This is a genomic window from Streptomyces sp. NPDC006687 (genome assembly GCF_040636215.1).
Lineage (GTDB): Bacteria > Actinomycetota > Actinomycetes > Streptomycetales > Streptomycetaceae > Streptomyces.
On the sequence record NZ_JBEYJJ010000017.1, the window covers coordinates 91488 to 116189 of the forward strand.

Annotated in this window: 20 protein-coding genes and 1 pseudogene; 12 read left to right on the plus strand and 9 right to left on the minus strand. The window is 75.9% G+C overall.

What is annotated here, in order from left to right:
* Positions 1-3: 3 nt before the first annotated feature.
* Complete coding sequence (locus ABZ716_RS20900) at positions 4-774, minus strand: glycerophosphodiester phosphodiesterase family protein (RefSeq protein WP_358813442.1); 771 nt, start codon at positions 772-774, stop codon at positions 4-6.
* 202 nt (positions 775-976) lie between these two features.
* Here ABZ716_RS20900 and ABZ716_RS20905 point away from each other — a divergent pair, with 202 nt between their 5' ends.
* A complete protein-coding gene (locus ABZ716_RS20905) occupies positions 977-2476 on the plus strand; it encodes a PLP-dependent aminotransferase family protein (protein ID WP_358960725.1) in 1500 nt (499 codons plus the stop codon).
* Between the two features lie 7 nt (positions 2477-2483).
* On the opposite strand, the gene ABZ716_RS20910 is transcribed toward ABZ716_RS20905, so the two are convergent.
* Together ABZ716_RS20910 and ABZ716_RS20915 are read right to left on the minus strand one after the other, a co-directional pair.
* Positions 2484-4121: an ATP-binding protein gene (locus ABZ716_RS20910; protein ID WP_358960728.1), complete on the minus strand. Its 1638-nt coding sequence runs from the start codon at positions 4119-4121 to the stop codon at positions 2484-2486.
* 31 nt (positions 4122-4152) lie between these two features.
* Positions 4153-4347: a hypothetical protein gene (locus ABZ716_RS20915; RefSeq protein ID WP_030706611.1), complete on the minus strand. Its 195-nt coding sequence runs from the start codon at positions 4345-4347 to the stop codon at positions 4153-4155.
* Positions 4348-4703: 356 nt separating this feature from the next.
* On the opposite strand from ABZ716_RS20915, the gene ABZ716_RS20920 reads away from it, so the two are divergent.
* Together ABZ716_RS20920 and ABZ716_RS20925 are read left to right on the plus strand one after the other, a co-directional pair.
* The gene (locus ABZ716_RS20920; protein ID WP_351892575.1) at positions 4704-5105 is read left to right on the plus strand and encodes an ankyrin repeat domain-containing protein; all 402 of its coding nucleotides are present in this window, start codon (positions 4704-4706) and stop codon (positions 5103-5105) included.
* 340 nt (positions 5106-5445) lie between these two features.
* Complete coding sequence (locus ABZ716_RS20925; RefSeq protein WP_358960731.1) at positions 5446-6843, plus strand: HEAT repeat domain-containing protein; 1398 nt, start codon at positions 5446-5448, stop codon at positions 6841-6843.
* A gap of 273 nt (positions 6844-7116) precedes the next feature.
* On the opposite strand, the gene ABZ716_RS20930 is transcribed toward ABZ716_RS20925, so the two are convergent.
* The 3 genes from ABZ716_RS20930 to ABZ716_RS20940 are packed head-to-tail and all read right to left on the minus strand — an operon-like array spanning position 7117 to position 9391.
* Positions 7117-7989, minus strand: coding sequence for a biotin-dependent carboxyltransferase family protein (locus tag ABZ716_RS20930; protein ID WP_358813446.1), 873 nt, complete (start codon positions 7987-7989; stop codon positions 7117-7119).
* Positions 7986-8615 (minus strand): allophanate hydrolase subunit 1, encoded by a 630-nt coding sequence (locus tag ABZ716_RS20935; RefSeq protein ID WP_358960734.1) that lies wholly within the window; start codon positions 8613-8615, stop codon positions 7986-7988. Before ABZ716_RS20935 ends, ABZ716_RS20930 begins: the two co-directional genes overlap by 4 nt.
* Complete coding sequence (locus tag ABZ716_RS20940; protein WP_358813466.1) at positions 8612-9391, minus strand: 5-oxoprolinase subunit PxpA; 780 nt, start codon at positions 9389-9391, stop codon at positions 8612-8614. Before ABZ716_RS20940 ends, ABZ716_RS20935 begins: the two co-directional genes overlap by 4 nt.
* Positions 9392-9497: 106 nt before the next feature.
* On the opposite strand from ABZ716_RS20940, the gene ABZ716_RS20945 reads away from it, so the two are divergent.
* Genes ABZ716_RS20945 through ABZ716_RS20960 form a run of 4 tightly spaced genes read left to right on the plus strand, consistent with a single transcriptional unit; the run spans position 9498 to position 16908 of the window.
* Positions 9498-11036, plus strand: coding sequence for a hypothetical protein (locus ABZ716_RS20945; protein ID WP_358813448.1), 1539 nt, complete (start codon positions 9498-9500; stop codon positions 11034-11036).
* Positions 11033-11236, plus strand: coding sequence for a hypothetical protein (locus ABZ716_RS20950; RefSeq protein WP_358960737.1), 204 nt, complete (start codon positions 11033-11035; stop codon positions 11234-11236). The genes ABZ716_RS20945 and ABZ716_RS20950 overlap by 4 nt, the downstream gene beginning before the upstream one ends.
* On the plus strand, positions 11233-12132 hold the full coding sequence (locus ABZ716_RS20955; protein WP_358960740.1) for a hypothetical protein: 900 nt from the start codon (positions 11233-11235) through the stop codon (positions 12130-12132). The genes ABZ716_RS20950 and ABZ716_RS20955 overlap by 4 nt, the downstream gene beginning before the upstream one ends.
* Before the next feature lie 54 nt (positions 12133-12186).
* Positions 12187-16908, plus strand: a complete 4722-nt coding sequence (locus ABZ716_RS20960) for a hypothetical protein (RefSeq protein ID WP_358960743.1) — start codon at positions 12187-12189, stop codon at positions 16906-16908.
* Between the two features lie 183 nt (positions 16909-17091).
* Here the strand turns inward: ABZ716_RS20960 and ABZ716_RS20965 are convergent.
* Positions 17092-17409: pseudogene (locus tag ABZ716_RS20965) on the minus strand (hypothetical protein); the annotation flags it as partial.
* Between the two features lie 335 nt (positions 17410-17744).
* On the opposite strand from ABZ716_RS20965, the gene ABZ716_RS20970 reads away from it, so the two are divergent.
* From ABZ716_RS20970 to ABZ716_RS20985, 4 genes are read left to right on the plus strand one after another with little or no spacing between them, the layout of a single operon-like run.
* A complete protein-coding gene (locus ABZ716_RS20970) occupies positions 17745-20678 on the plus strand; it encodes a nitrate- and nitrite sensing domain-containing protein (RefSeq protein WP_358960746.1) in 2934 nt (977 codons plus the stop codon).
* Complete coding sequence (locus ABZ716_RS20975) at positions 20675-21112, plus strand: roadblock/LC7 domain-containing protein (RefSeq protein WP_100865124.1); 438 nt, start codon at positions 20675-20677, stop codon at positions 21110-21112. The genes ABZ716_RS20970 and ABZ716_RS20975 overlap by 4 nt, the downstream gene beginning before the upstream one ends.
* Before the next feature lie 10 nt (positions 21113-21122).
* Positions 21123-21563: a DUF742 domain-containing protein gene (locus tag ABZ716_RS20980; protein ID WP_351892819.1), complete on the plus strand. Its 441-nt coding sequence runs from the start codon at positions 21123-21125 to the stop codon at positions 21561-21563.
* Entirely contained in the window at positions 21544-22170 is a 627-nt protein-coding gene (locus tag ABZ716_RS20985; protein WP_358813453.1) for an ATP/GTP-binding protein, read from the plus strand. The genes ABZ716_RS20980 and ABZ716_RS20985 overlap by 20 nt, the downstream gene beginning before the upstream one ends.
* Before the next feature lie 229 nt (positions 22171-22399).
* Here the strand turns inward: ABZ716_RS20985 and ABZ716_RS20990 are convergent, their stop codons facing one another.
* Positions 22400-23590, minus strand: coding sequence for a lipid-transfer protein (locus ABZ716_RS20990; protein ID WP_358813454.1), 1191 nt, complete (start codon positions 23588-23590; stop codon positions 22400-22402).
* Positions 23587-24036 carry a zinc ribbon domain-containing protein gene (locus tag ABZ716_RS20995; protein WP_358813455.1) on the minus strand — a complete coding sequence of 150 codons (450 nt, stop codon included), beginning with the start codon at positions 24034-24036 and terminating at the stop codon, positions 23587-23589. Before ABZ716_RS20995 ends, ABZ716_RS20990 begins: the two co-directional genes overlap by 4 nt.
* A gap of 119 nt (positions 24037-24155) precedes the next feature.
* On the opposite strand from ABZ716_RS20995, the gene ABZ716_RS21000 reads away from it, so the two are divergent.
* On the plus strand, positions 24156-24665 hold the full coding sequence (locus ABZ716_RS21000) for an NUDIX domain-containing protein (protein ID WP_351892829.1): 510 nt from the start codon (positions 24156-24158) through the stop codon (positions 24663-24665).
* The last annotated feature ends 37 nt before the right edge of the window (positions 24666-24702 follow it).

The window sequence follows — 24702 nt, forward strand, 5'->3', positions numbered from 1 at the left end:
CGCTCAGGCCCAGGCCCCGCGCCGGTCCAGCACCGTGCGCAAGATGTCGATCCGGTCGGTCATGATGCCATCGACACCCAGGTCGAGGAGACCCTCCATACGTTCCGGTTCGTTCACGGTCCAGACGTGCACCTGAAGCCCCCGCTCGTGCGCGGTCCGTACGAAGCGCCGGTCGACCACCCGGATCCCGCCCTGGCTCTCCGGCACCTGGGCCGCCACCGCCCCCGCCCGCAGCGCCGCGGGGATCGCCCAGGACCGCAGGCGCAGCCCCAGCACGCCCCGCACCCCGTACGAGGTCGCCAGCCGGGGGCCGGCGATCTTCTGGGCCCGCGCCACCCGGCTCTCCGAGAAGGAGCCCACGCAGACCCGGTCCCAGATCCCGGCCCGCGCGATCAGGTTCACCAGCGGGTGCAGGGCGGACTCGTCCTTCACGTCCACGTTCCAGCGGGCGTCCGGGAACTCCTCCAGCAGCTCCTCGAACAGCGGCAGCGGCTCGCTGCCGGCCACCCGCGCCTCGCGCACCCGGCTCCACGGCAGCTCCCGGATCCGGCCCGTGGCGTCGGTGACCCGGTCCAGGGTGGCGTCGTGGAAGGCCACCAGTTTTCCGTCGGCGGTGGCGTGCACATCGGTCTCGAAGTACCGGTAGCCCGCGCCGGCCGCCCTGCGGAAGGCGGCGGCGGTGTTCTCCAGCCCGTCCGCGGCCCCGCCCCGGTGGGCGAAGGGGATCGGGGCCGGGTGGTCCAGATAGGGGTGGCGATGGCGTACGTCAGTCACCGGCGCAGTATGCACGCTGGGCCTGCTGGGGCGGGAGTGGCCGGATGGACGGGCGGTGAACGACCCCGCCCGGCCGGGACGACAGCGCCCCCACCTGGCCCGGGTGGACCCGGCCATGACACCCTGGCGGCGCGCAGCCAATCCAATCCCGGCCCCGGCCCCCGTCGGCCGAGGCCAATCCGAGGAAGGTGGACCGGACGCCATGGCTCAGTGGACCTCAGCGGTCGGCACCGCGCAGCTCGCCCGGCTGATCACCTCCCAGCAGGGGCGGCCCGCCGTGACCGGAGCCCGCAAGTCGCCCGCCTACCGCACGCTCGCCGACGGCATCCGGCTGCTCGTCCTGGAGGGCCGGGTCCCCGTCGGGGCGCGGCTGCCCGCCGAGCGGGAACTGGCCGTCGCCCTCTCCCTCAGCCGTACCACCGTCGCGGCCGCCTACGAGGCCCTGCGCGGCGAGGGCTTCCTGGAGTCCCGCCGGGGCGCCGGCAGCTGGACCTCCGTACCCGCCGGGAACCCGATCCCGGCCCGGGGCCTGGAACCGCTCCCGCCCGAGTCCCTCGGCTCCATGATCGATCTCGGCTGCGCGGCCCTCCCGGCGCCCGAGCCCTGGCTGACCAAGTCCGTCCAGGGCGCCCTGGAGGAACTCCCGCCGTACGCGCACACCCACGGCGACTACCCGGCCGGCCTGCCCGCCCTGCGGCGGATGCTCGCCGACCGCTACACCGAGCACGGCATCCCCACCATGCCCGAGCAGATCATGGTCACCACCGGGGCCATGGGGGCCATAGACGCCATCTGCAGCCTCTTCGCCGGCCGCGGCGAGCGGATCGCCGTCGAGTCCCCCTCCTACGCCAACATCCTCCAGCTGATGCGCGCCGCCGGGGTCCGCCTGGTGCCCGTGGCCATGGCGAGCGGGCTGAGCGGCTGGGACATGGACGTCTGGCGCCAGGTCCTGCGCGACTCGGCCCCGCGCCTGGCGTACGTGGTCGCCGACTTCCACAACCCGACCGGAGCCCTGGCCTCCGAGGAGCAGCGCCGCGCCATGGTCGAGGCCGCCCGCTCCGCCGGCACGGTGCTGATCGCCGACGAGACCATGGCCGAGCTCCAGCTCGACCCCGAGCCGGCCATGCCCCGCCCGGTCTGCTCCTTCGACCCGGCCGGCTCCACGGTGATCACCGTGGGCTCGGCCAGCAAGGCGTTCTGGGCGGGCATGCGGATCGGCTGGGTCCGCGCGGCCCCCGACGTGATCCGCAGCCTGGTCGCGGCCCGCGCCTACGCCGACCTCGGCACCCCGGTGCTGGAGCAGCTCGCGGTGAACTGGCTGATGCGCACCGGGGGCTGGGAGGAGGCCGTCGGGATGCGCCGCGCGCAGGCCCGGGAGAACCGGGACGCCCTGGTGACGGCGGTGCGCAGGGAGCTGCCCGACTGGGAGTTCGAGGTGCCGGGCGGCGGGCTCACCCTGTGGGCCCGGGCGGGCGGGCTGTCCGGGTCGCGGCTGGCGGAGGTGGGGGAGCGGGTCGGCGTCCGCGTCCCCTCGGGGCCCCGGTTCGGGGTGGACGGGGCCTTCGAGGGGTACGTCCGGCTGCCGTTCACGGTCGGCGGGCCGGTGGCCGACGAAGCCGCCGCGCGGCTGGCGGCGGCGGCCCGCCTGGTCGGTACGGGGGCGGGCGGCGGGGCGGAGCCGCCGCGCACGTTCGTGGCCTGATCCGCCGCTACGGGGCCTCGGCCGGGACCTCCGGGAGCTCCTCGGCGCCGACCGCGCCGCCCTGCGCCGGCGGCTGGTCCTTGAGGGGCCCGGCGGGAGCCGGTGCGGCCTCGCCGCCGCCCGGGCCGTCCGCCGCCGTCTGCCGCTCGGGCAGCAGCTCCAGTACGGCGTGCCGGTGCGCGGGGTGGGTGGCGTCGTCGTACGGGTCCGGGGTGGCGGGCACCTGGAGCCGGTGGACCGGGCCCGTGCCGAGCCGGGCGTAGCCGCGGCCCGGCGGGAGCTGCGGGGCGGGGGTGGTGTGCGGGGGCAGCCCGAGGACGTCGGTGAGCTGCTGGACGGGGGCGGGCCCGAGGAAGACCCGGGCGCGGGTGTGCTGCCAGACGGCGTCGCCGATCAGCTCCAGGTGGTCGCAGTGCTCGGCGACCACCACCGTGACGTGCGCGGCCCGGCCGTGGCGCAGGGGCACCTGGAGCTGGGCCAGGGGGTCGGGGCGGCCCTCGGCGGTCGCCAGGTGCGCGAGCACGCTGGGCCGGTCCAGCAGGATCCACAGCGGGCGCCGGGTGTCCTCGGGCACGGGCCGCCCGGCCTCGCGGGCCCGGTGGGCGGCGATCAGGCGCCGCTCGGTCTCGTGCGCCGCCCATTCGACGGTGGCCAGGGCCCCGGTCGGCCCGCACTCGACGGCGAGCACCCCCGCGCGTCCGGCCAGGCAGGCGTACTCGTTGCTGCCGCCGCCCTCGACGATCATCACGTCGCCGCCCTGGCGCAGGGCCTGGAGGGCGATCGAGCGCAGCAGGGTGGTGGTGCCGGCCCCCGGCTGGCCCACGGCCAGCAGGTGCGGCTCGGCCGAGGCGGGGCCGGTGCGCCAGATCACGGGCGGCAGGTCGCGCGGCTCCTCGCCCTCCAGCACCGGCAGGGTGCGCTGCACCCCGGAGGGGTCGGTGAAGCCGAGGACGTACTCGCCGGGCGAGGTCACGAACGGCTGGGCGGCGATCCCGGTGGGCAGCGCCTCCAGGACGCTCATCTCCAGCCGGTTGGCCTCCTCGTCCCAGTCGAAGAGGTACTCCCGCCCCCGCCCGGACTTGGCGTGCAGCAGGGCCTCGATCCGGGCCCGGGAGGCGGGCTCCCCGTCGGTGAAGTACGCGGGGTAGCGGATCCGGAGCCGGCTGACGCGGCCCGCGGCGTCGAAGGCGTAGTCGCTGAAGGCGTCGTCGAAGGCGCCGCCGTGGGAGAAGAGCGGGGCCGGGTCCTCGGGGGCGGAGAAGTAGGGCACGAGCGCCTCGTACAGGGAGCGCAGCCGGTCGGTCTCGGCGTCGCTGGGCCCGGTCTTCACCGGGGTGCGGTCGCGCCCGTGCCAGCCCGCCGCCGCCATCAGGGCGAGCAGCGCGGTGAGCGGCCCGTACGGGACGAGCGCGACCACGAGGACGCAGGCCGCCCCCAGGAACAGAGCGGGCCCCCGCTTGTCCTTGGGGGTCGCGGCCCACTTCCGGCGGCCCGCCGCCGCCAGGACGCGCAGCCCCCGCCCGATGACGAGCAGCGGATGGAGGACGTCCGTGGCGTTGTCGGCCGCCGTACGGGCGAGATCGCGGCCCCGGGCGAGCGAGGTGCTGCCACTGGTGAGGATGCGGGGAAGTGGGCGCCGGGCCACGGTCGTCTCCTGGTGGGTGGGCGGGGCGGGGCTAGAGCTTGATCCCGCCGAGCAGGCTCGCGAGGCTCGCCGTGCTGGCGGTGATGCTCGGGGCGATGGCCGAGCCGGCGAGGAAGAAGCCGAAGAGCGAGCAGACGAACGCGTGCGAGAGCTTCATGCCGTCCTTCTTGAAGAACAGGAAGCAGATGATGCCGAGCAGCACGACGCCTGAGATCGACAGGACCATGGGAGTTCTCCTGAGAGCGGGACGGTCGGGAAGGTCACCATCAGTTGTTCCAGGCTCACAGGAAGTATCAATGCGACAAAAGGTGCATACGGGTGAATCTTCTGGATTTTCACTTGACCGGACCCTCCCGGCTGGCGCCCGCGCCCCGCACGGTGTCGGATGCCCCGGCCGGGGACATCCTTGCCTCGGCCTGGCCCCCTCATGTCCCTGACCGGGCGCTACCCTGGCGATTCACCCGTACGGACGCAGCGCCGGGCACCCCTTGCCCGCCCGGCCTGGGCAGACTCCTGCGCGAGACGGCCGGCGCCGGGCGGTGAGCCGACGACACCCGAGAAGAGCGGAAGGCGGTACGACCGATGAGCGAGCACCAGGACGCACCCGACGAGGACGTCATCGAACTGGCCACCAAGATCTTCGACCTCGCCCGCCAGGGTGAGACCGCGACCCTGGCCGCCTACCTCGACGCCGGGGTCCCGGCCAACCTCACCAACGACCGCGGCGACACCCTCGTCATGCTCGCCGCCTACCACGGCCACGCCGACGCCGTCACCGCCCTCCTCGCCCGCGGCGCCGAGGCCGACCGCGCCAACGACCGCGGCCAGACCCCGCTCGCCGGAGCCGTCTTCAAGGGCGAGGAGACCGTCATCCGCGCCCTGCTCGCGGGCGGCGCCGACCCCCACGCCGGGACCCCCTCCGCGGTGGACACGGCCCGCATGTTCCACAAGGCCGACCTGCTCGAACTCTTCGGAGCCAAGTAATCCGCTTTTTTGCCCGCCCGGCCCGGGCCGGGACGGGTCCGCGACCTCACGGCTTGGTCACGACGCCTTTAAATGTGGTCGCGGTGCACAAACCGCCTGGGTCATCATGGCGTCGGATTCGATTCGCGGACATGACGGACGGGCAGGACCGGGCTGGACACGACGGGTGTCCCCACCCCCCTGCCACACCGGCCGGCACGGTCGCGAAGCACCGACGAGAGTGAGAAGGCAATGGTCTACATCGAGCGGAACATGACGGCGGACGTCCTCACATGCTGTTACGCGGCCCTGTGAATCCCGATTCCCGGTTGCGTCCCCAGCTTGATTTGAGGCCATTCCCATGTTCGAACCAGTCATAGCGCCGAGCGGCACCTTGCTCGGCCTCCTCCAGCGGGGTCGTGGCGACGGCACGCTGCACGCCCTCGCGGCGCCCCGGACCGAGGCCCTCGCGGCCCTGAACCAGTGCGTGACCCGTGACCCGCGGCAGGACTGGCAGGTCGAGAACCGGTCGCTGTACTACGCCCGCCTGTACCTGGACCTCGACGGCCCCCTCGGGGAGATCGAGGCCCACCTCTTCGGCGCGGACGACCTCCTCGACGAGGAGGACCACCGCACGGGCCTCGCCCTGTCCGTCCTCGGACACCTGGCCTCGTACGGCCGCGACGACGCGCTCATGCTGCTGCGCCGCTACGCCGCCTCCGGCGCCAACTGGGCCTGGGCCCTGGACGAGCTCGCCCTGCGCGACGACGACGAGGGGCTGCGCTCCCTCGCCGCACCCGTCCTCGCCCGCTTCCCGGCCACCGCCGAGGGCGAGGCGCGGCTGGCCGCCGCCGTCCGCGACGCCTACGAGCCCCGCCCGTGGAGCCTGTGGGAGGAGCTGCCCCCGCACGGGCCGCGGCTGCGCGCCGCCCGCCAGCAGGGCTCCTTCGACCGCTGGCAGCGCCAGCTCGACCCGAGCGGGCCCCGGCCCGGCTGGGGCGTCCAGGCCGTCTTCGACTGGGCCGCCGACGGGCTGCGCCGCGGCACCCCGCTCCATGTGCCCGCCGCGCGCTGTCTCGCCGCCGTGGCCGCCCCCGAGGACCGCTCGGCGATCCTCGCGGCCGCCGCCGGAGCCCAGGGCGAGGCCGCCCGGGCCACCGCCCTGCACCACCTGGTCCTCGCGGAACCGGAGAACCCGGCCGTCCTGGACCTCATCGAAGCCGCCGGCGACGAACCCGCCGTCGCCGCCTACGAGCGCATGTGCGGCCCCGCGGCCCTCGAACGCGCCCGGCTGTGGGTCCACCGCCCCGACGCCCTCGGAGCGGCCGCCGCGGCCCTCCTGGCGGCCGGTGGCGGCCCCGAGGACACCGGCCTGGTCCTGGGCGCCCTCCGCGACACCGTCCGCGGCTGCGGCCCGGACTCCGGCCGCCTCTTCACCCTGGTGGACGGCGCTGGCCGGCTCTCCATCGGCTGCGCCGCCCCCGTGCTGCGCCACATCTACCGCGAGACGGCCTCCTCCCACCTGCGCGGCCGCGCCGCCCGGGCCCTGGCCAGCACCGATCCCACCTTCGCGGCGGGCTTCGCGGTCGAATGCCTCTGGGACTGCGAGGAGACCACCCGCGAGGTCGCGGCCCGCCACGCCGAGACGGCCGACGCCCGCGTCGCCCCGCGCCTGCGCCGCCTGGCGGCGGACCCGGCGGAGGAGGAAGACGTCCAGTCGGCGGTCCGCAGCCGCATCGCCCCCGAGTCGACGGTGTAGCCGCCGGCCTGGCCGGCCCTGCGCTGCGCGGGGCGGGTCCCCTACCCGCCCTTCGCCCGTTCCCTGGGGGCTCCGCCCCCAGACCCCCGCGCCTCCATCGCCGGCGGGGCTACAGCCAGCCCCGCCGGCGATTGCGGCGCGGGCGCGGTAGCGCCGTGTCCGTAGCCGCGCCGGCGACTGAAGTGGGGGGCACCTCCCAGCGGTAGCCGGAGGAGAACGGAGGAAGGGCGGGCAGGGGACCAGCCCCGCCCCCGACGGCCGGATACGGCAACGTCAGGCCCCCGCAGGGACGAAGCGGAGCCGGACCCCCGGGCGGGCCTGGGCGGCGGCGTCCAGGGCGGGGCCCGGGGGGACCACCCCGACCACCGGGTACCCGCCCGTGACGGGGTGGTCCGCCAGGAACACCACCGGCAGCCCGTCCGCCGGCACCTGCACGGCCCCCAGCACCACCCCCTCACTCGGCAGCTCCCCACCCCGCACCCGCACCAGCCCCGGCCCGCCCTCCGTCCGCAGCCCGATCCGGTTGGAGGCCGCCGCCACCCGGTACCCGGCCGACAGCAGCCCCGCCACCGAGCCCGGGGTGAACCAGTCCGCCCGGGGCCCCAGCCACAACGGCAGCACCAGCTCCGCCACCGGCGGCCCCGGCACCCGCAGGGCGTCCGCCCCGGCCACGGGAGACGGCCCCGCGACGCCCACCTCCAGCACCGTCCCGTCCGACAGGACCGGCGGCCCCAGCCCCGACAGCAGATCCGTCGAACGGCTGCCCAGCACCGCCGGCCCGGCGAACCCGCCCCGTACCGCGACATAGGACCGCACCCCGGCCGACGCACGCCCCACGTCCAGCTCCGCCCCCGCCCGCAGCCACACCGGCGCGCCCCATGCCGCCGGGCGCCCCGAGACCCGTACCGCGCACGGCGCGCCCGTCACCGCCACCGTCACCGGCGCCAGCGCCCGCAGCCGGATCCCGTCCAGGGTGGTCTCCACCGTGGCGGCCCCCGCCGCATTGCCGACGAGCCGGTTGGCCAGGGCGTGCGCGGCGGTGTCCAGCGCCCCCGACCGGGGCACGCCCAGGTGCGCGTGCCCCGGCCGCCCCAGATCCTGCACGGTGCTCAGCGCTCCGGCCCGCACCACCAGCAGCCCGCTCACCCCCGCACCCCCGCCCCCGCCTCCACGAACCGCACCCGTACCCCCGGTGCGAACAGCGCCGCCGGCTCCCGGCCCGGGTCCCACACCGGCACCTCGGTGGAGCCGATCAGCTGCCAGCCGCCGGGGGAGGAGCGCGGGTAGACCCCCGCGTACTCCCCGGCCAGCGCCAGCGACCCGGCCGGGACCGCCGTGCGGGGCGTGGCCCGGCGCGGGAGCCACAGCCGCTCCGGAAGGCCCGTCAGATAGCCGAAGCCGGGCGCGAACCCGCAGAACGCCACCCGGAACTCGATCCCCCCGACCAGCCCCGCCACCTCCCGCCCGGCGACACCCCAGGCCGCGGCCACCTCCGCCAGGTCCGGCCCGTCGTACCGCACCGGCACGGTGACCAGCGGTCCCTCGGCCCGCGCCAGCGGCGGCACCGGCCAGCGGGCGATCCGCGCCGCCAGCGCCGCCGGCTCGCGCACCCCGTCCAGCAGCACCGTCCGCGCCGCCGGCACCAGCTCCCGTACGGCGCCCAGCTCGCCCGCCTCCCGCCGGCGCACCAGCTCCGCGTGGAGGGCGGCCACCTCCGCCGCCGAGTCCACCTCCAGCAGCAGCGCCTCCCGCCCCACCGCCAGCGCCCTCACGCGAAGGCCCCCACCCGTACGCCCGCCGCGCCCAGCGCCTCCCGGACCCGCACCGCGAGCCCCGCCGCCCCCGGGGTGTCCCCGTGCAGGCACAGGGAGCGCGCGCGGACCGGTACAGGCGACCCGTCGGCGGCCGTGACCTCCCCCTCCGCCGCCATCCGCACGGCCCGCGCCACCACCGCGTCCGGATCGTGCAGCACCGCGCCCGGCGTCCCGCGCGGCACCAGCGTGCCCCGCGGGGTGTAGGCGCGGTCGGCGAAGGCTTCCGGTACGGCCTCCAGCCCGGCCTCGGCGGCGGCCTCCAGCAGCAGCGACCCGGGCAGCCCCAGCACCGGCAGCCCCGCTTCCCCGGCGGCCAGCCGCACCCCGGCGACCACCGCCCCGGCCTGTTCGGCGTCGTGGACGGTGCGGTTGTACAGCGCACCGTGCGGTTTCACGTACGACACCCTCGACCCGGCCGCCCGGGCGAACACCTCCAGCGCCCCGATCTGGTACGCCACCTCGGCCGCCAGCTCCGGTGCCGGCACGTCCATCGCCCGCCGCCCGAAGCCCGCCAGGTCCCGGTACGAGACCTGCGCGCCGATCCGTACGCCGCGCGCGGCGGCCAGCTCGCACACCCGGCGCATGATCGACGGATCGCCCGCGTGGAAACCGCAGGCCACGTTGGCGCTGGTGACCACCGACAGCAGGGCCTCGTCATCCGTGAGCGTCCACCGGCCGAAGCCCTCGCCGAGGTCGGCGTTGAGGTCGATCGCGGCCGCGGAGGGTGTGATCATGGAAGCCATGCGGCGAGCGTAGAACAGCGCACCGGCCGCGCGCCGCAGACCCCGTCCGCGGCCTTCCCGGAGCCGGGGACGATCCGGCCGAACCCTGCCGTTTGGGATGTTGTCCGTGACACCGCCTAATCTTTGCGACGTGACTCTCCCTGCCCCGGCGAAGACCCTCCCCTCCCCGGCGCCGGGCCCGGCCGCCGACGAGGGCCTCGCCCGGCGGCTGCGCGCCCTCGCCTGCACCGCCCCGCTGCACGACCTCGACGTCCGCAAGGCCAATCTGGCCGGCGAGTACGGGGTCTACGCGATGGCGGAGGTCGCGCTGGCCGCGATCGACCTCGTCACACTCAACATGGACTTCGACACGGGCGCCGACCACGAGCAGATAGTGGCCCGCCTGCTGCCGCGCGTCGCCGCCCAGACCCCCGGCCGGCCCGCCGCGGAGCACGAGCGGGTCGCCCGCTGGGTGCTGGAGAACCTCATCAACGTCGGCAGCGTCGACCGGGGCTTCCGCGCGATCTACGGAACCTTCGGGCCCGACGGGGTCTACGTCCGCCGGGACTACGACTTCAAGCTGATCGAGGAGGTGCCGGGGTACGGCGGCGGGGTGTACCTGCGCACCACCGACGAGGCCGTCAACGTCCTGGTCGGCGCCCTCGACACGGACGTCACCAGCGCGCAGATCGCCGCCGAGGTCAAGCTGGAGGTCCTGATCAGCCGGGGCCGGCTCGCCGACGCCCAGCTCGCCGCCGAGCAGGCCCGCTACCGCACCGTCCAGTACGCCGAGACCCTGCGCCGCACCCTCGACGCCACCCGGCGCAACGTCCGGGCCGTGGACTGGCTCCAGGCCGTCCCGGACATGATCGCCGAGGCCCTCGACCACGTCGCCGACCGCTACCGGCACGAGAACGCGATCCTCACCAACATCCGCAAGGCGCGCGACGAGGCCGAGGACCCCGAGAACAAGCGGCGCGCCGCCGAGCTCGTCGACATCGTCAAGGACTGCATCCGGCGGCACACCCAGCTCCAGTCCCGGCTGCTGGACGCGGGCCCGCTCTTCCGCGCCGAACAGGACCGCCAGGCGTTCGCCGCGCCCGCCGCGCGCGCCGGGATCGACCTGTACGGGCAGCTCATCGCCCCGCTGCTGCCGCTGCCCGTGGAGCACGCCACCCGGGTCACCGACGCCTTCTTCGCGGCCGGCACCGGGCTGCGCACGCCCGTCTCGGTGCGGGTGGCGGACCTGGTGGAGATCCTCCTCACCCCGCCCGTGGAGCGCGAGCACCTCGGGGCCGAGATGCCCGAGCCCGACCTCATCGCCACCCCGGACGACAGCCGCTTCAGCGAGGAGCAGCTCGCGGCCGCGACCCGCCTGCTGGACCTCCCGCACGACGCCCCGCGCCGCCTGTCGGGCCTGCTGGCCGAGGCCCGCCGCGCGGACCCCGACCTCCCGTACCTGGTGGCCCTGCTCGCCGTCCACGCGGCGAGCCCGCCGGTGGGCACCGCGTACCGGCAGGGGGAGGAGCGGCTGCTGTTCGCGGTGGACGACGGCACCGAGCTGGAGGACCCGGAGTTCGGCGGCGCCGACCTCATCGTCGGCACGGCCCTCCTGGACGCGGCCGGCATGGCGGCAGCCCGCACGGACCCCTCATGACCCGCCCCGCCGCCACCCCCGCAGCCCCCGCCCCGGGCCGCAGCACGCCGCCGGGCCACCCCGCCGCGCCCGCGCCCACCCGCCGGGCCGTCCCCCTGGGGACGGGCCCGCACATCGACCCCGTCGACCGGCCTCAGCCCCGCCGGCAGGCGGCGGGCCTGCCGGAAGACCACCGCACCGCCGAGGAGACCCACCCGTGAGCGACCACCACGCCGAGCAGCCCGCGTGGAGCGAGGGCGACGGTACGCCCGCCGGGCCCGTGGCGGCCGGAGCCGCGCTGACGCCGGCCGACGCCGCCGACGCGGCCCGGCTCGTCGGGTTCGGGCTCCAGCCCAAGCTGCTCCCCGCCCGCGACGCCGAGTACGCCGAGCTGCTGCGCCGCTACCGCGAGGACCCCGCCTTCGGGCGGCTCGCCGACGCCGTCGCCACCGGCCTGGGCCTCGTCGTCCTGGAGGTGTCCCCCCGCGCGGGGATGGCCGTCGCCGCTGGCGAGGACTCCGTCTTCGCCGTCCGCATGGGCGACTACGCCCGCCGCACCGCCGCCGACGGCGGCGACCGCTTCCTCCACGGCCTCGCCCACCTCGCCATCGCCGCCCTCGCCTTCCCCCGCCCCGAGGACCTCGCCGACGACGGCTACATCGGCCGGATCACCGTCAACGGCGTCGACGCCTTCGTCCGGCAGACCTGCCGCCGCCTGGAGGAGCGCGCCGAGGAACTCGGCGAGAACACCGACCCCGCCTCCGACGCCCCCGCCCTGGAGGCCGCCTGGCGCGTCTACGCCCGCCGCAGCGCGACCGGCGCCACCAAGGACGCCCGCCGCCTCGCAGGGTCCACCACCGGCATCGTCGGCAAGGCAGCCGCCTTCCTCACCGACTCCGGCTTCCTCCAGCGCACCGGCGACGACGCCGGCGGCACCTACCGCACCACCCCCCGCTACCAGCTCCAGGTCCGCGACATGGCGGGCAGCGCGGCCATGGCCGAACTCCTGGAGCTGGGCGTGGTACCCGTCGGCGACGGCACGGCCACCCTCCTGCCGCCGCCCGAGGGCGACGACCTGGAGCTCGCCGCCGACGCCGGCCTGCCCTTCCACGCCTGAGCCCCGCGCCCCGATCCCCGTACGCACCACGAGAGACCGCGAGAACCCGCCGCCATGTACGAGCTGTCCCGGATCCGCCTCTACTCCATCGGGCCCGCCGGCGCACGCTACGCCGACACCGTGCTCGACCTGCGCGGAGTCGGCGAGCCGGTGCCCCATCCGGCGCCCGCCCAGGCGGAGTTCTTCGAGGACGAGCCCACCGGCCCGCCCCGGCGCCCCGCGCCCGCGGGCGTCCTCTTCCTGGAGAACGGCGGCGGCAAGTCCGTCCTCCTCAAGCTGATCTTCTCGGTGATGCTCCCCGGACACCGCAACACCCTCGGCGGCGCCAGCTCCGGCGTCCTGCGCAAGTTCCTGCTCGCCGACGACTGCGGCCACGTCGCCCTGGAGTGGCAGCACACCCAGACCGGCGAGTGCGTCGTCGTCGGCAAGGTCAGCGAGTGGCGCGGCCGCCAGGTCTCCAACGACCCCCGCAAGTTCGCCGAAGCCTGGTACTCCTTCCGCCCCGGCCCCGGCCTGAGCCTGGACAACCTCCCCGTCGCCGAGGCCACTTCCGTGCGCCCGCCCGTCGAGGGCGCCTCCGGCGCCCAGGGCCGCCGCCGCACGATGAAGGGCTTCCGTGACGCCCTCACGGAGGCCGGCAAGGTGTACCCGCACCTGGACGTGGTCTGGGAGGAGATCCACGACCGCTGGAACGAGCACCTCACCGAACTCGGCCTCGACCCCGAACTCTTCCGCTACCAGCGGGAGATGAACGCCGACGAGGGCGAGGCCGCCGGCCTGTTCGCGGTCAAGAAGGACTCCGACTTCACCGACCTGCTGCTGCGCGCCGTCACCGACACCCGCGACACCGACGGCCTCGCCGACCTCGTCCACGGCTTCGGCAGCAAACTCGGCCGCCGCGCCGAGCTGATGGCCGAACGGGACTTCACCGCCGGCTCCGTCGACCTGCTCACCCGCATCGTCGAGGCCGCCGAGGCCCGCGCCCGGCTGCGCGACGTCCACGCCGGCGCCGAACGCCGCACCCGCACCCTCGCCCGCCGGCTCTCCGCCCGCGCCGCCGAGGAACGCGGCCGCGCCGCCGAGCTCGCCCAGCAGGTCACCGGCGCCGCCCACGCCGTGACCGCCGCCGAGGAGCAGCGCGCCCGCAGCGCCGCCGTCTCCGCCGAACTCGCCTACCGGCACGCCTCGCTGGCCCTGACCGTCGCCGACAAGGCCGCCGCCGCCCAGCGCCGCGAGCTCCTCGAAGCCCGCACCCTGCACTCCGCCTGGCAGGCGGCCGAGACCGTCCTGCGCCACCGCGCCGCCGCCGACCGCTCCGCCCGCGTCGCCGCCGCGATCCGCGAGGCCGAACGGGACGCGGCCCCGGCCCTCGCCGCCCGCGCCACCGCCGCCGCCGAGCTCGTACGGGCCCTGCACACCGCCGCCGAACAGGGCGAGCGGGCCGCCAACGAGGAGGAGGAGCGTTCCGCCGAGCTCCAGGCCGTCGGGGAGAGCGCCCACCGCGACGCCACCTCCGCCGCCACCGCCGCCCAGCGCGCCCGCAGCGAGGCCGAACACCTCAGGGCGCGCCTGGCGGAGGTCCAGCAGGAGACCGCCGAGGCCGTCCGCGCCGGCTGGCTCGACGACACCGCGCCCGACGCCGACCCGGCCCGCGCCGCGCTGGCCGCCAGCGACGCCGAGAAGAGCGCGGTGGCCGCCTGGGACGAGGCCCGCGAGGCCGCCCGGACCGCCGCCGAGGCCGCCCGTGAGGCCGCCGCCGCCGAGTCCCGCGCCGAGCTCACCGCCGCCCGCGCCGCCGACGCCGCCGACGCGGCCGAGGCCGCCCACACCGCCGAACGGCGCGCCGCCGAGTCCCTGGCGGCCGCGCCCCGCCTGGCGGAGCTCCTGGGCCTCCCGTCGGCCCCCGACACCTTCCTGCCCCACCCCCGCACCGGAGGCCCCGCCGACGCCGCCCCGGCCCGGCACACCACCGCCGCCCCTGGCACCGCCCCCGGGCACTACGCCGCGACGCAGGCCGCCGCACACCAGGCCGCCACCGCCACCGCCGGAGCCCGCACCGCCGGAGCCCTGACCGCCGAGGACCTCGACCGCAACGCCGACACCCTCGCCGAGCTCCTGGCCGACACCGTCGGCTCGGCCGAACGCCAGCTCTTCGAGCTGCGCACCGCCGCCGCCGACGACTCCCGCATCCTCGGAGCCCTCGGCGACGGCGGCCTCCTGCCGCCCGGCCCCGACGTCCTCGCCACCGTCGAGTACCTCGGCGAACACGGCATCCCGGCCCTGCCCGGCTGGCGCTACCTCGCCCAGTCCGTGGACCCCGCCGACCACGCCGCCGTCCTCGCCGCCCGGCCCGAACTCGTCGACGGCGTCGTCATCACCGACCCCGACACCCACAGCCGCGCCCGCGAGGTGCTCTCCGCCGCCGCCCTGCTGCCCCGCTCCACCGTCGCCGTCGGCACCGCCGCCGCCCTGCTGGCGCCCGTACCGCCCGCCGACGGCACCGACCAGGTGTTCCTCGTCCCGCCGAACCCGGCCATGCACGACGAGCACGCCGCCGACGAGGAACGCCAGGCCCTGCGCGCCCGCGCCACCGCCCGCGACACCGAGATCCGCGAGCTCGCCGCCCGGCTCGCCGGAGACCGTGAACTTGCCGCCCGCCTCACCTCCTGGCGCACCGGCTGCCCGCCCGGCCGTCTCGCGGAGCTCGCCGAACGGGCCGCCGCCGCCCGCGCGTTCGCCGAGGAGGCCGACGCCGAGCTCGCAGAGGCCCGTACCGTACGCGCCGAGGCCGACGAGGCCGCCGCCGACGCGTCCCGGGTCCGCGACGAGCGCCAGGAGACCGCCCAGCGCGCCCGCCGGACCGCCGACGCCCTCGCCGGCCTCGCGCACCGCCTGCGCGAGCGCTCCGGCTGGCAGGCCAGGGTCCGCGAACTCACCGACGAGGCCGCCGCGTCCGAGGCCCGCGCCGAGGCGTGCCTGGACCGGGCCCGCGCCGCCGACGAGGACCGCCGCGCCGCCCAGCGCGCCGCCGACGACGCCCGCCGCACCGCCCGCGCCCTGCGTGCCGAACGCGCCGAGATCGCCGGAGCCCCCGACCAGCTCCCCGCCGACGACGGCCCCCGCGCCCCCCTGCCCGACCTCCGCGAGGCGTACCGGGCCGCCTCCCAGCTGTACGAGAAGGTCGGCGTCGGCGCCGACCTGCGGGCCGAGCAGGCCCGCGCCGAGAGCGACGAGAGCGCCGCCCTCGCCGAACTCGACCGCCTCACCAACAAGGTCCGCACCCGCGCCGCCCAGCTCCTCGAAGGCACCGACGGAGCCGACGGCCCCTCCCGGCAGGCCGCCGCCGCCCGCGCCGAGGCCCTCGTACAGATGCTGGAATCCCGTGCCTCCACCGCCAGCGAGCAGCTCGGCCGGCTGCGCGGCGAGGCCGAACGCCTGGCCCCCGCCGACGGCGAGGCCCACACCGAGCTGCCGGAGGAACTGGTCCCGGCCGACGTCGAACACGCCCAGGGCCTGCTGCGCACCGCCACCGCCCAGCTCGCCGCGCACTCCGCCGCCGTGGAGAGCGCCCGGGCCGCCCACGCCGACCTGCTGCGCGCCCACCGCACCGCAGAGGAGGGCGCCGGCGGCTTCGAGGAGACCGCCGCCCTCCTGCGGGACCTGCTGCGCGACCACACCCACCCCGACGACGAGCAGGAGCCCGCGCCCCACCGCGGCACCCTGGAGGAGGCCCGCCAGTCGGCCACCGACACCCGCCGCTCACTGCGCGCCTGCGCCGCCGACCTCTCCGCCGCCGAGGCGGCCCTGCGGGAGGCCGGCGACATCCTCGTCCGGCACGCCAACGCCACCCGCTACGAGCAGGTACGCACCCCCGCCCGCCAGCAGATCCGCGAACTGCCCGCCTCCGCCCTCCCCGAGCACGCCGCCGCCTGGGCGGCCGCGTTCGCCCCGCGCCTGCGCGTCCTGACCGACGAGCTCGCGCAACTGGAGCGCAACCGCGACAGCATCGTGGACCGGCTGCGCGGCCTGGTGGAGTCAGCCCTGGCCACCCTCCGCTCCGCCCAGCGCCTCTCGCAGCTCCCCGAGGGGCTGGGGGAGTGGTCGGGCCAGGAGTTCCTCCGCATCCGCTTCGAGGAACCCGACCAGGCCACCCTCACCGAACGCCTCGGCGAGGTCATCGACGAGGCCACCCGCACGGCGGTCAGGAAGAACGCCGCCTTCGGCGAAGGCCGCCGCGACGGCATGTCCCTGCTGCTGAGGGGCGTCCAGGCGGCGCTGGAGCCCAAGGGCATCGCGGTGGAGATCCTCAAGCCGGACGCGGTCCTGCGGGCCGAACGCGTCCCCGTCGGCCAGATGGGCGACGTCTTCTCCGGCGGCCAGCTGCTCACCGCCGCCATCGCCCTGTACTGCACGATGGCGGCCCTGCGCAGCAACGACCGGGGCCGCGACAAGCACCGCCACGCGGGCACGCTGTTCCTGGACAACCCCATCGGGCGCGCCAACGCCACGTATCTGCTGGAACTCCAGCGCGCGGTCTCCGACGCCCTCGGCGTCCAGCTCCTGTACACCACGGGCCTCTTCGACACCACGGCCCTTGCGGAGTTCCCGCTGGTGATCCGCCTGCGCAACGACGCCGACCTCAGGGCGGGGCTGAAGTACATCAGCGTGGAGGAACACCTGCGCCCGGGCCTGCCGCAGCCCACCCCGGAAACGGAAGGCATCCACGGCGAGATCACCGCGACCCGCATGTTCCGCCGGACTCCCACCCCCTCCTGACCCGGCGCATCCCGCGTCCCGCGGCGCAGGGCGCGGGCGGCGTACGGGGGGTCCGGGGCCTGCCCCGGGAAACGCTGAAAGGGCGGGGCGGGGAGACGGCTCCGCGCAGCGGCACCCCGCCACGCGCGCACCCCCGGACGGCCCCCACCCCCGCCCCCGGCGCGACTAGCGCCACCGCACCGCGCTGCTCGGCTCCGACACCACCCCGTGCCGCTGGTTCCACATCTGCCGCGTGATCCACACGTCCAGCACCGCCCACGTGGCCACCACCGTCCCCGCTATCCCCCCGAGGACCATCGGCAGCGCCAGCCACGACCCCGACAGCACCAGGAAGAACGCCGCCGAGCCCGCCGTCAGCGTCACCGCCACGATCAGCACCGCCCGCACCGCCGACGCCCGCACCGGATCCGGCATGCGCCGCCGGCGGGCCGGCTCCTCCACCCACAGGCCCCGCCCGCGCGCCTCGGACACCGATCCGTCCTCTTCGTCGTACATCCTCATGGTCCGCTCCGCCCGCCTCCCGAGCCCAACGACCGCCCCCCGTCCGCAGGTTCCCGCATCCTGGACGGCGATCCACCACCGGCGGCGCGGACCGGGGAATTCCAGCCATCCCTCCGGAGACGGGAACCGACACCCCACCGAGTGTCATCTGCCACATACCGGGCGGGACGTGACCGGAAGTGTCGGACAACTGGTGATCTTCGTCCAGGGGTCAGGCCGAAAACGTCCGGACACGCCTTCGAGGCCGCTCCGTGGCAGTAGTAGGCTCACGCCGTTTAAATGACGGAACACCGACCCCCCACCACGGGGTTGAGCTGGGGGAGGCTGGGGAGGCCATGCGCTTTCGCGGGAAGTCGATCCGCCGGAAGATCGTGGCGTTGCTCCTGGTGCCGCTCGTCTCCCTGACCGCCCTGTGGGGCTTCTCGACGGTCATCACCGGCCGCGAGGCCCTCCAGCTGCTCGACGTCGCGTACGTCATCGACAAGGTCGGCTACCCCATCGAGGACGTCGTCCGCGTCGTGCAGAAGGAGCGCCGCCAGACCCTCGTCGTCCTCGGCGACCCCCGCGCCGCCGCGGCCACCGCCGAGCTCTCCAGGAGCCGCGCCGCCACCGACGGCATGGTCCGCAAGATCACCGCGAACGCGACCGACCCCGAGGTCCTCGAGGAGCTCAGTCCCGCCAACAAGCAGCGCCTGAGGTCGATCCTCGACGCCCTCCACGGCATCGCCGCCCTGCGCCGCTCCGTGGACACCGGCAGCCTCGACCCGACCCAGGCCCTCGACCTCTACAGCCGCCTGGTCGACCCCAGCTACGACTTCCTCATGAACCTCCACGCCCTGGAGAACGTGGAGATGGACAAGCAGGGCCGCGCCCTCGTCGGCATCACCCGCGCCCGCGAGACCCTCTCGCGCGAGGACGCGGTCATCGCCTCCGCCCTCGCCGCCGGAAACGTCGCCACGGGCGACGTCCGCCGCGTCTCCGCCTTCGTCGCCAACCGCGCCCTGCTCTACGAGTTCAACCTCGCGATCCTCCCGGCCGAGGACCGCAAGCTCTTCGAGCAGTACTGGAACGGCCCCGAGAGCAAGGCCCTGCGCGACACGGAGGAACGGTTCATCACCGCGGGCGCCGTCAAGAACCCGCGCACCGTCACCGCCGCCCAGTGGGACGAGGCCGCCCGCAAGGTCCTCGACGACCTCGCCACCATGGGCACCGCCGCCGGAGACCGCTACCAGAAGCGCGTCGAACCCGTCGCGATGGACGTCCTCGTGCAGGCCGCCGTCGCCGGCGTCCTCGGCTTCCTCGCCCTCGCCTTCTCCCTCTTCCTGTCCGTGCGCATCGGCCGCGACCTGATCCGCGACCTCTCCCAGCTCCGCAAGGACGCCACCGAGGCGTCCGGCGTCCGCCTGCCCAGCGTCATGCGCCGCCTCGCCGCCGGCGAGACCGTGGACGTGGAGACCGAGGCGCCCCGCCTGGAGTTCGAGAAGGACGAGGTCGGACAGGTCGCCCTCGCCCTCAACAGCCTCCAGCGCGCCGCCGTCGAAGCCGCCGTCAAGCAGGCGGAGCTGCGGCGCGGGGTCTCCGAGGTCTTCGTCAACCTGGCCCGCCGCAACCAGGTGCTGCTGCACCGCCAGCTGACCCTGCTCGACACGATGGAACGGCGTACCGAGGACACCGAGGAGCTCGCCGACCTCTTCCGCCTCGACCACATGACCACCCGCATGCGCCGCCACGCCGAGGGCCTGGTGATCCTCTCCGGAGCCGCTCCCTCCCGCCAGTGGCGCAAGCCAGTCCAGCTGATGGACGTCGTACGGGCCGCCGTCGCCGAGGTCGAGGACTACGAGCGCATCGAGGTGCGCCGGCTGCCGCGCATCGGCATCGAGGGCCCGGCCGTCGCCGACGTCACCCACCTGGTCGCCGAACTCCTGGAGAACGCCACGGTGTTCTCGCCGCCGCACACCGCCGTCCAGGTCCACGGCGAGCGCGTCGCCAACGGCTTCACCCTGGAGATCCACGACCGGGGCCTCGGCATGAACCCCGAGGCCCTGCTCGACGCCAACCTCCGGCTCGCCGAGAACCCGGAGTTCGAGCTCTCCGACACCGACCGCCTCGGCCTGTTCGTCGTCAGCCGCCTCGCCCGGCGCCACAGCATCAAGGTGGCCCTCCAGCCCAGCCCGTACGGGGGCACCACCGCGGTGGTCTTCCTCCCGGCCGAGCTCCTCACCGACGCCCCCGACACCAACGGCAGCGGCATCCGCCTCGACGCCGTACGCGCCGCCCGGGGCCCCGCCGCGGTCAAGGGCGTCAAGGCCGCCCCCGGCTCCCGGGGGCCGGGCCGCACCGCGCCCAGCACCTTCGACCGCACGTCCTCGGCCCGCCCGCTGCCGGCCGGCGTGCTCAACGGACCCGTGGAACTGGAGGGCCCGCTGGGACTCCTCGGCCTGGAGGGGCAGGAGGGGCTCGACGACATGGAGGACACCATCAGCGGCATCGCCGGCGTCGGCGGCCGCCCGCCCATGGCCAGCCTCGACGACGAGACCCCGCCCGGCGGCACCCCGCGCAGCGCCCTGCTGGGCCTGGGCTCCGCGGGCCGCGCCGACGCCGCCCGGCGCGGCGGCGAGCGCGGCACCTGGAAGGGCGACCGGGCCGGCGACAACAGCGCCGAGCGCCACCGCGACTGGGGCCGCCCCCGGGACACCGGCCCGGAGCCGGCCGGCGCCCGCGCCCGCACCACCGGCCCGGAGGCCGCCCGGGCCCGCGCCGACCGCGACCCCTCCGCACCCACCGGCCCGGTCCGCGCCGACCGCCCGCACCTGGACGCGGTCCGCCCCGACGGCCCCCGCCCCGCGGGAGCCGTCCCGCTGCCCCGTCGGCGCACCACCCCGACCCTGGTCGCCGAGCACGGCCGCCGCGTCGAGCCCCGCCCGGCCGGAGCCAGGACCCCGGACCGGCCGCGGACCGACCCCGAGGAGCCCCGCACCGCGGCCGGCCCGGGGGGACTGCCCCGCCGGGTCCGCCAGGCCAACCTGGCGCCGCAGCTGAAGAACGCTCCGGCCCCCGCCGAGCCCGAAGCCCCCGCGGCCCCGCCGGCCGACCGCGACGCGGACGACGTACGCGCCCGTATGTCCGCCCTCCAGCGCGGCTGGACGGCGGGCCGCAAAGAGTACGCAGACCAGCAAGACCGGCAACACGCACCGCAGCAGTCCGAGACCGGGGCCGGCACCTCCGCCGCCACCGGTCCCGCGCACGAGAACGAAGGGGACGGTCGATGACCGCACCGCAGAACGGAAACGACAGCAGGGGCCGCGGCCCCGGCCCGCTCAACTGGCTCCTGGACGAACTCGTCGACAAGGTCGCCAGCATCCGCAAGGCGGTGGTCCTCTCCGGCGACGGCCTGCCGACGGGCAGCTCCAAGGACCTGACCCGCGAGGACAGCGAGCACCTGGCGGCCGTGGCCTCCGGCTTCCACAGCCTGGCCAAGGGCGTCGGCCGGCACTTCGACTCCGGCCGGGTCCGCCAGACCGTGGTCGAGCTGGACGAGGCGTTCCTGTTCGTCATGGCCGCCGGTGACGGCAGCTGCCTGGCCGTGCTCTCCGACTCCGACTCCGACGTCGGCCAGGTCGCGTACGAGATGACCCTCATGGTCAAGCGCGTCGGCGACCACCTGGCGACCGCCCCGCGCACCGGGCTGCCAGCCGGAGGGTGAGTCGGACCGTATGAGCGATCCAGGCCACGACCACCTCCCGAACTTCCCGGAACCCGGGCCGGCGCACGGGAGCGGCCACCCGCACTGGTTCGACGACGAAGCCGGGCCCGTCGTCCGCCCGTACGCCATGACCCGCGGCCGGACCAGCCATGCCGCCCAGCACCGCCTCGACCTGATCGCCCTCGTCGTCGCCGAACCGGCGGCCGACGATCCGGTCTGGGACCTGACCCTGTCCCCGGAACACGCCCACATCCTCGGGCTGTGCCGGGAACGCCCCCAGTCCGTCGCCGAGCTCGCCGCGGAGCTGGACCTCGCCATCGGCGTGGTCCGGGTCCTCATCGGTGACCTCGTCGACGACGCCCTGGTCCATGTGACCCGGCCGGTCCCCCCGGCCGAACTGCCCGACGAATCCATTCTGCGAGAGGTGATCGATGGCCTTCGGGCGCTCTAGCCGCACCGGTGCGATGCACGCCGTCTCACCGGTCGAGCCGCTGACCTTGAAGATCCTGGTCGCGGGGGGCTTCGGGGCGGGCAAGACCACCCTGGTCAGCGCGGTGAGCGAGATCCGTCCCCTGCGGACCGAGGAGACCCTCTCCGAGCCGGGTGCCGCCATCGACGACACCGGGGGAGTGGAGGCGAAGAGCACCACGACCGTGGCCATGGACTTCGGCCGCATCACCCTCCGCGAGGACCTGGTGCTCTACCTCTTCGGCACCCCCGGACAGGACCGCTTCTGGTTCCTGTGGGACGAGCTCTCCCAGGGCTCGCTCGGCGCCGTCGTCCTGGCCGACACCCGCCGGCTCGCCGACTGCTTCGCCGCCATCGACTACTTCGAGCGGCGCGGCCTGCCCTTCCTCATCGCCGTCAACTGCTTCGACGGCGCCGAGCGCCACCCCGTGGTCACCATCCGCGAGGCCCTCGACCTCGACCCCGAGGTGCCGGTGCTGCTCTGCGACGCCCGCGACCGCGAGTCGGTCAAGGACGTACTGGTGGGAGTCGTGGAACACGCCATGTCACTGGCCCGGGCCCGCCGGGCCGGCCTGAGCGCCGGAGCCTGACCGAGACGGCGCGCAGGGAGGCGGCCCGTACCCCCGCCGACTGGGGTACGGGCCGCGGCTCTCATGGGGGGCTACGAAGGGTCCCGGGGCCGTGGCCCGGGACCGTGGGGAGAGTGTGAACCCGCCACCGGGGAGCGTCAAGCACCACGGCGACCGCACTTGTGCCCCTCCGCCCCGCCCGCTGGTGGGGGCGCCCCGCAGCTTGCGCGCACCCCCGGGCGTCCGCCCCTCAGCGCACCGCCACGACCGCCGAACCGTGCCCGAACAGCCCCTGGTTCGCGGTGATCCCCACCCGTGCCCCCGGCACCTGCCGCGCCCCCGCCGTCCCCCGCAGCTGCCAGGTCAGCTCGCACACCTGGGCGATGGCCTGCGCCGGCACCGCCTCCCCGAAGGAGGCCAGCCCGCCGCTCGCGTTGACCGGCACCCGCCCGCCGAGCCCGGTCGCCCCCTCGCGCAGCAGCTTGGCCCCCTCGCCCTCACCGCACAGCCCGATGTCCTCGTACCACTGGAGCTCCAGCGCGGTGGACAGGTCGTACACCTCCGCCAGTGACAGGTCGCGCGGTCCCAGCCCCGCCTCCTCGTAGGCGGCCCGGGCGATCGAGGCGCGGAAGGATTCCTCCGCCGCGGGGACGGCCACCGTCGCGTCGGTCGCGATGTCCGGCAGGTCCAGCACGGTACGCGGGTACGTGGGCGTCACCGTCGACACCGCCCGGATCCGCACCGGGTCGGCCGCCCCGCGCGCCCGCGCGAACTCCATGCTGCACAGCACCAGCGCCGCCCCGCCGTCGGAGGTCGCGCAGATGTCCAGCAGCCGCAGCGGATCCGCGACCACCGCCGAGGCCGCCACCTCCCCGGCCGTCACCGCCGTACGGTAGCGGGCGTTCGGGTTGAGCGCCCCGGCCGCCGCGTTCTTCACCTTGACCTGCGCGAAGTCCTCCCCGGTGTCCCCGTAGAGGGCCATCCGGCGACGGGCGTACAGCGCGAAGTAGGCCGGGTTCACCGCCCCGAGCAGCCGGAACCGCAGCCAGTCCGGATCGTCCGGCCGGTCGCCCCCCGCCGGGGCGAAGAACCCCTTCGGCGCGGCGTCCGCGCCCACGACCAGCACCACCTCCGCCAGCCCGGCCAGGATCTGCGCCCGGGCCGCCCCGATGGCCTGGGCCCCGGAGGCGCAGGCGGCGTACACGCTGGTCACCCGCGCGCCCTGCCAGCCGAGCGCCCGCGCGAAGGTGGCACCGGCGACGTAGCCCGGGTAGCCGCCGCGCACGGTGTCGGCGCCGACCACGGACTCCACGTCGGTCCACTCCAGCCCGGCGTCGGCGAGCGCGGCCCGGGCGGCGGCCCGCCCGTACTCGACGAAGCTGCGGCCCCACTTGCCCCAGGGGTGCATACCGGCGCCGAGCACGGCCACCTCCCCGCTCACCGCGCCCCCTCCACCGGCTTGAACTGCCAGGTCAGCCAAGTCGTCCCGGCATCCTCACCCAGCACCCCGCCGACCACCTCGACCTCCATGCCGACCGCCAGGTCCGCCACCGTCACCCCGGGCGCGGCCTGCCCGAGCACGACCATCCCCTCGGCCTCCAGCTCCACGGCGACCAGGGTGTACGGCTCCCAGGGCGCGTCCGGGTCGGACACGTAGGGGGCGGGCGGCCGGTAGCGCCCGTCGGTGTAGGACCAGACGCGGCCGCGCGGGGACAGCGGCACCTCCACGAGGTCACCGCCGCCGGGGCAGTGCGGATTGCGGCAGTACGCGTCCTCGCGCGGGAAGAACACCGCCGTACAGGCGGAACACCGCGTACCGAGCAGCCGGAAGCCGCCGGGCGTTTCGGCGAACCAGCCGCTCACCACGGGCGTACGTGTGCGTGCCAAGGCCCCTCCCCGATCCGATAACTGACGAGCCGTCAGAAGTCTGCCACGTCAGCCGCCCGGGGTCACCGGTACCGGCACGGCCAGGAGCACCCGCGGGCCCCTTGGCATACGATCACCGGATGCCGCACCAGCCGAGGGACTCGCACTGCTCCGCCTGCGGAGCCCCGTTCGCCGCCGCCGACTGGCCCCGCAGGTGCGCCGCGTGCGGCTCCGTCACCTACCGCAACCCGCTCCCGGTGGCCGTCGCCCTGCTCCCCGTCGAGGACGCCTCGGGCACCGGCCTGGTGGTCATCACCCGCACGATCGAACCCGCCAAGGGCGGCGTCGCCCTGCCCGGCGGCTTCATCGACTTCGGCGAGGACTGGCGCGAAGCCGTGGCCCGGGAACTCCGGGAGGAAACGGGCATCGAGGCCCGGGCCTCCGAGGTGGCCCTCGCGGACGTCCTGAGCTCCCCGCACGGCCACCTCCTCGTCTTCGGCCTCCTCCCGCCCCGCCCGGCCTCCGCCCTCCCGCCCTCCGCCCCCACCGACGAGACCACGGGCTGGCACGTCCTCCACACCCCGGCGGAACTGGCCTTCCCCCTCCACACCCAGGCGTCCGCCGCCTGGTTCGCGGGCCACTACACCTGACGCACCCCGCCGCCCGCACGGCCCCGTCCCCTGCCCA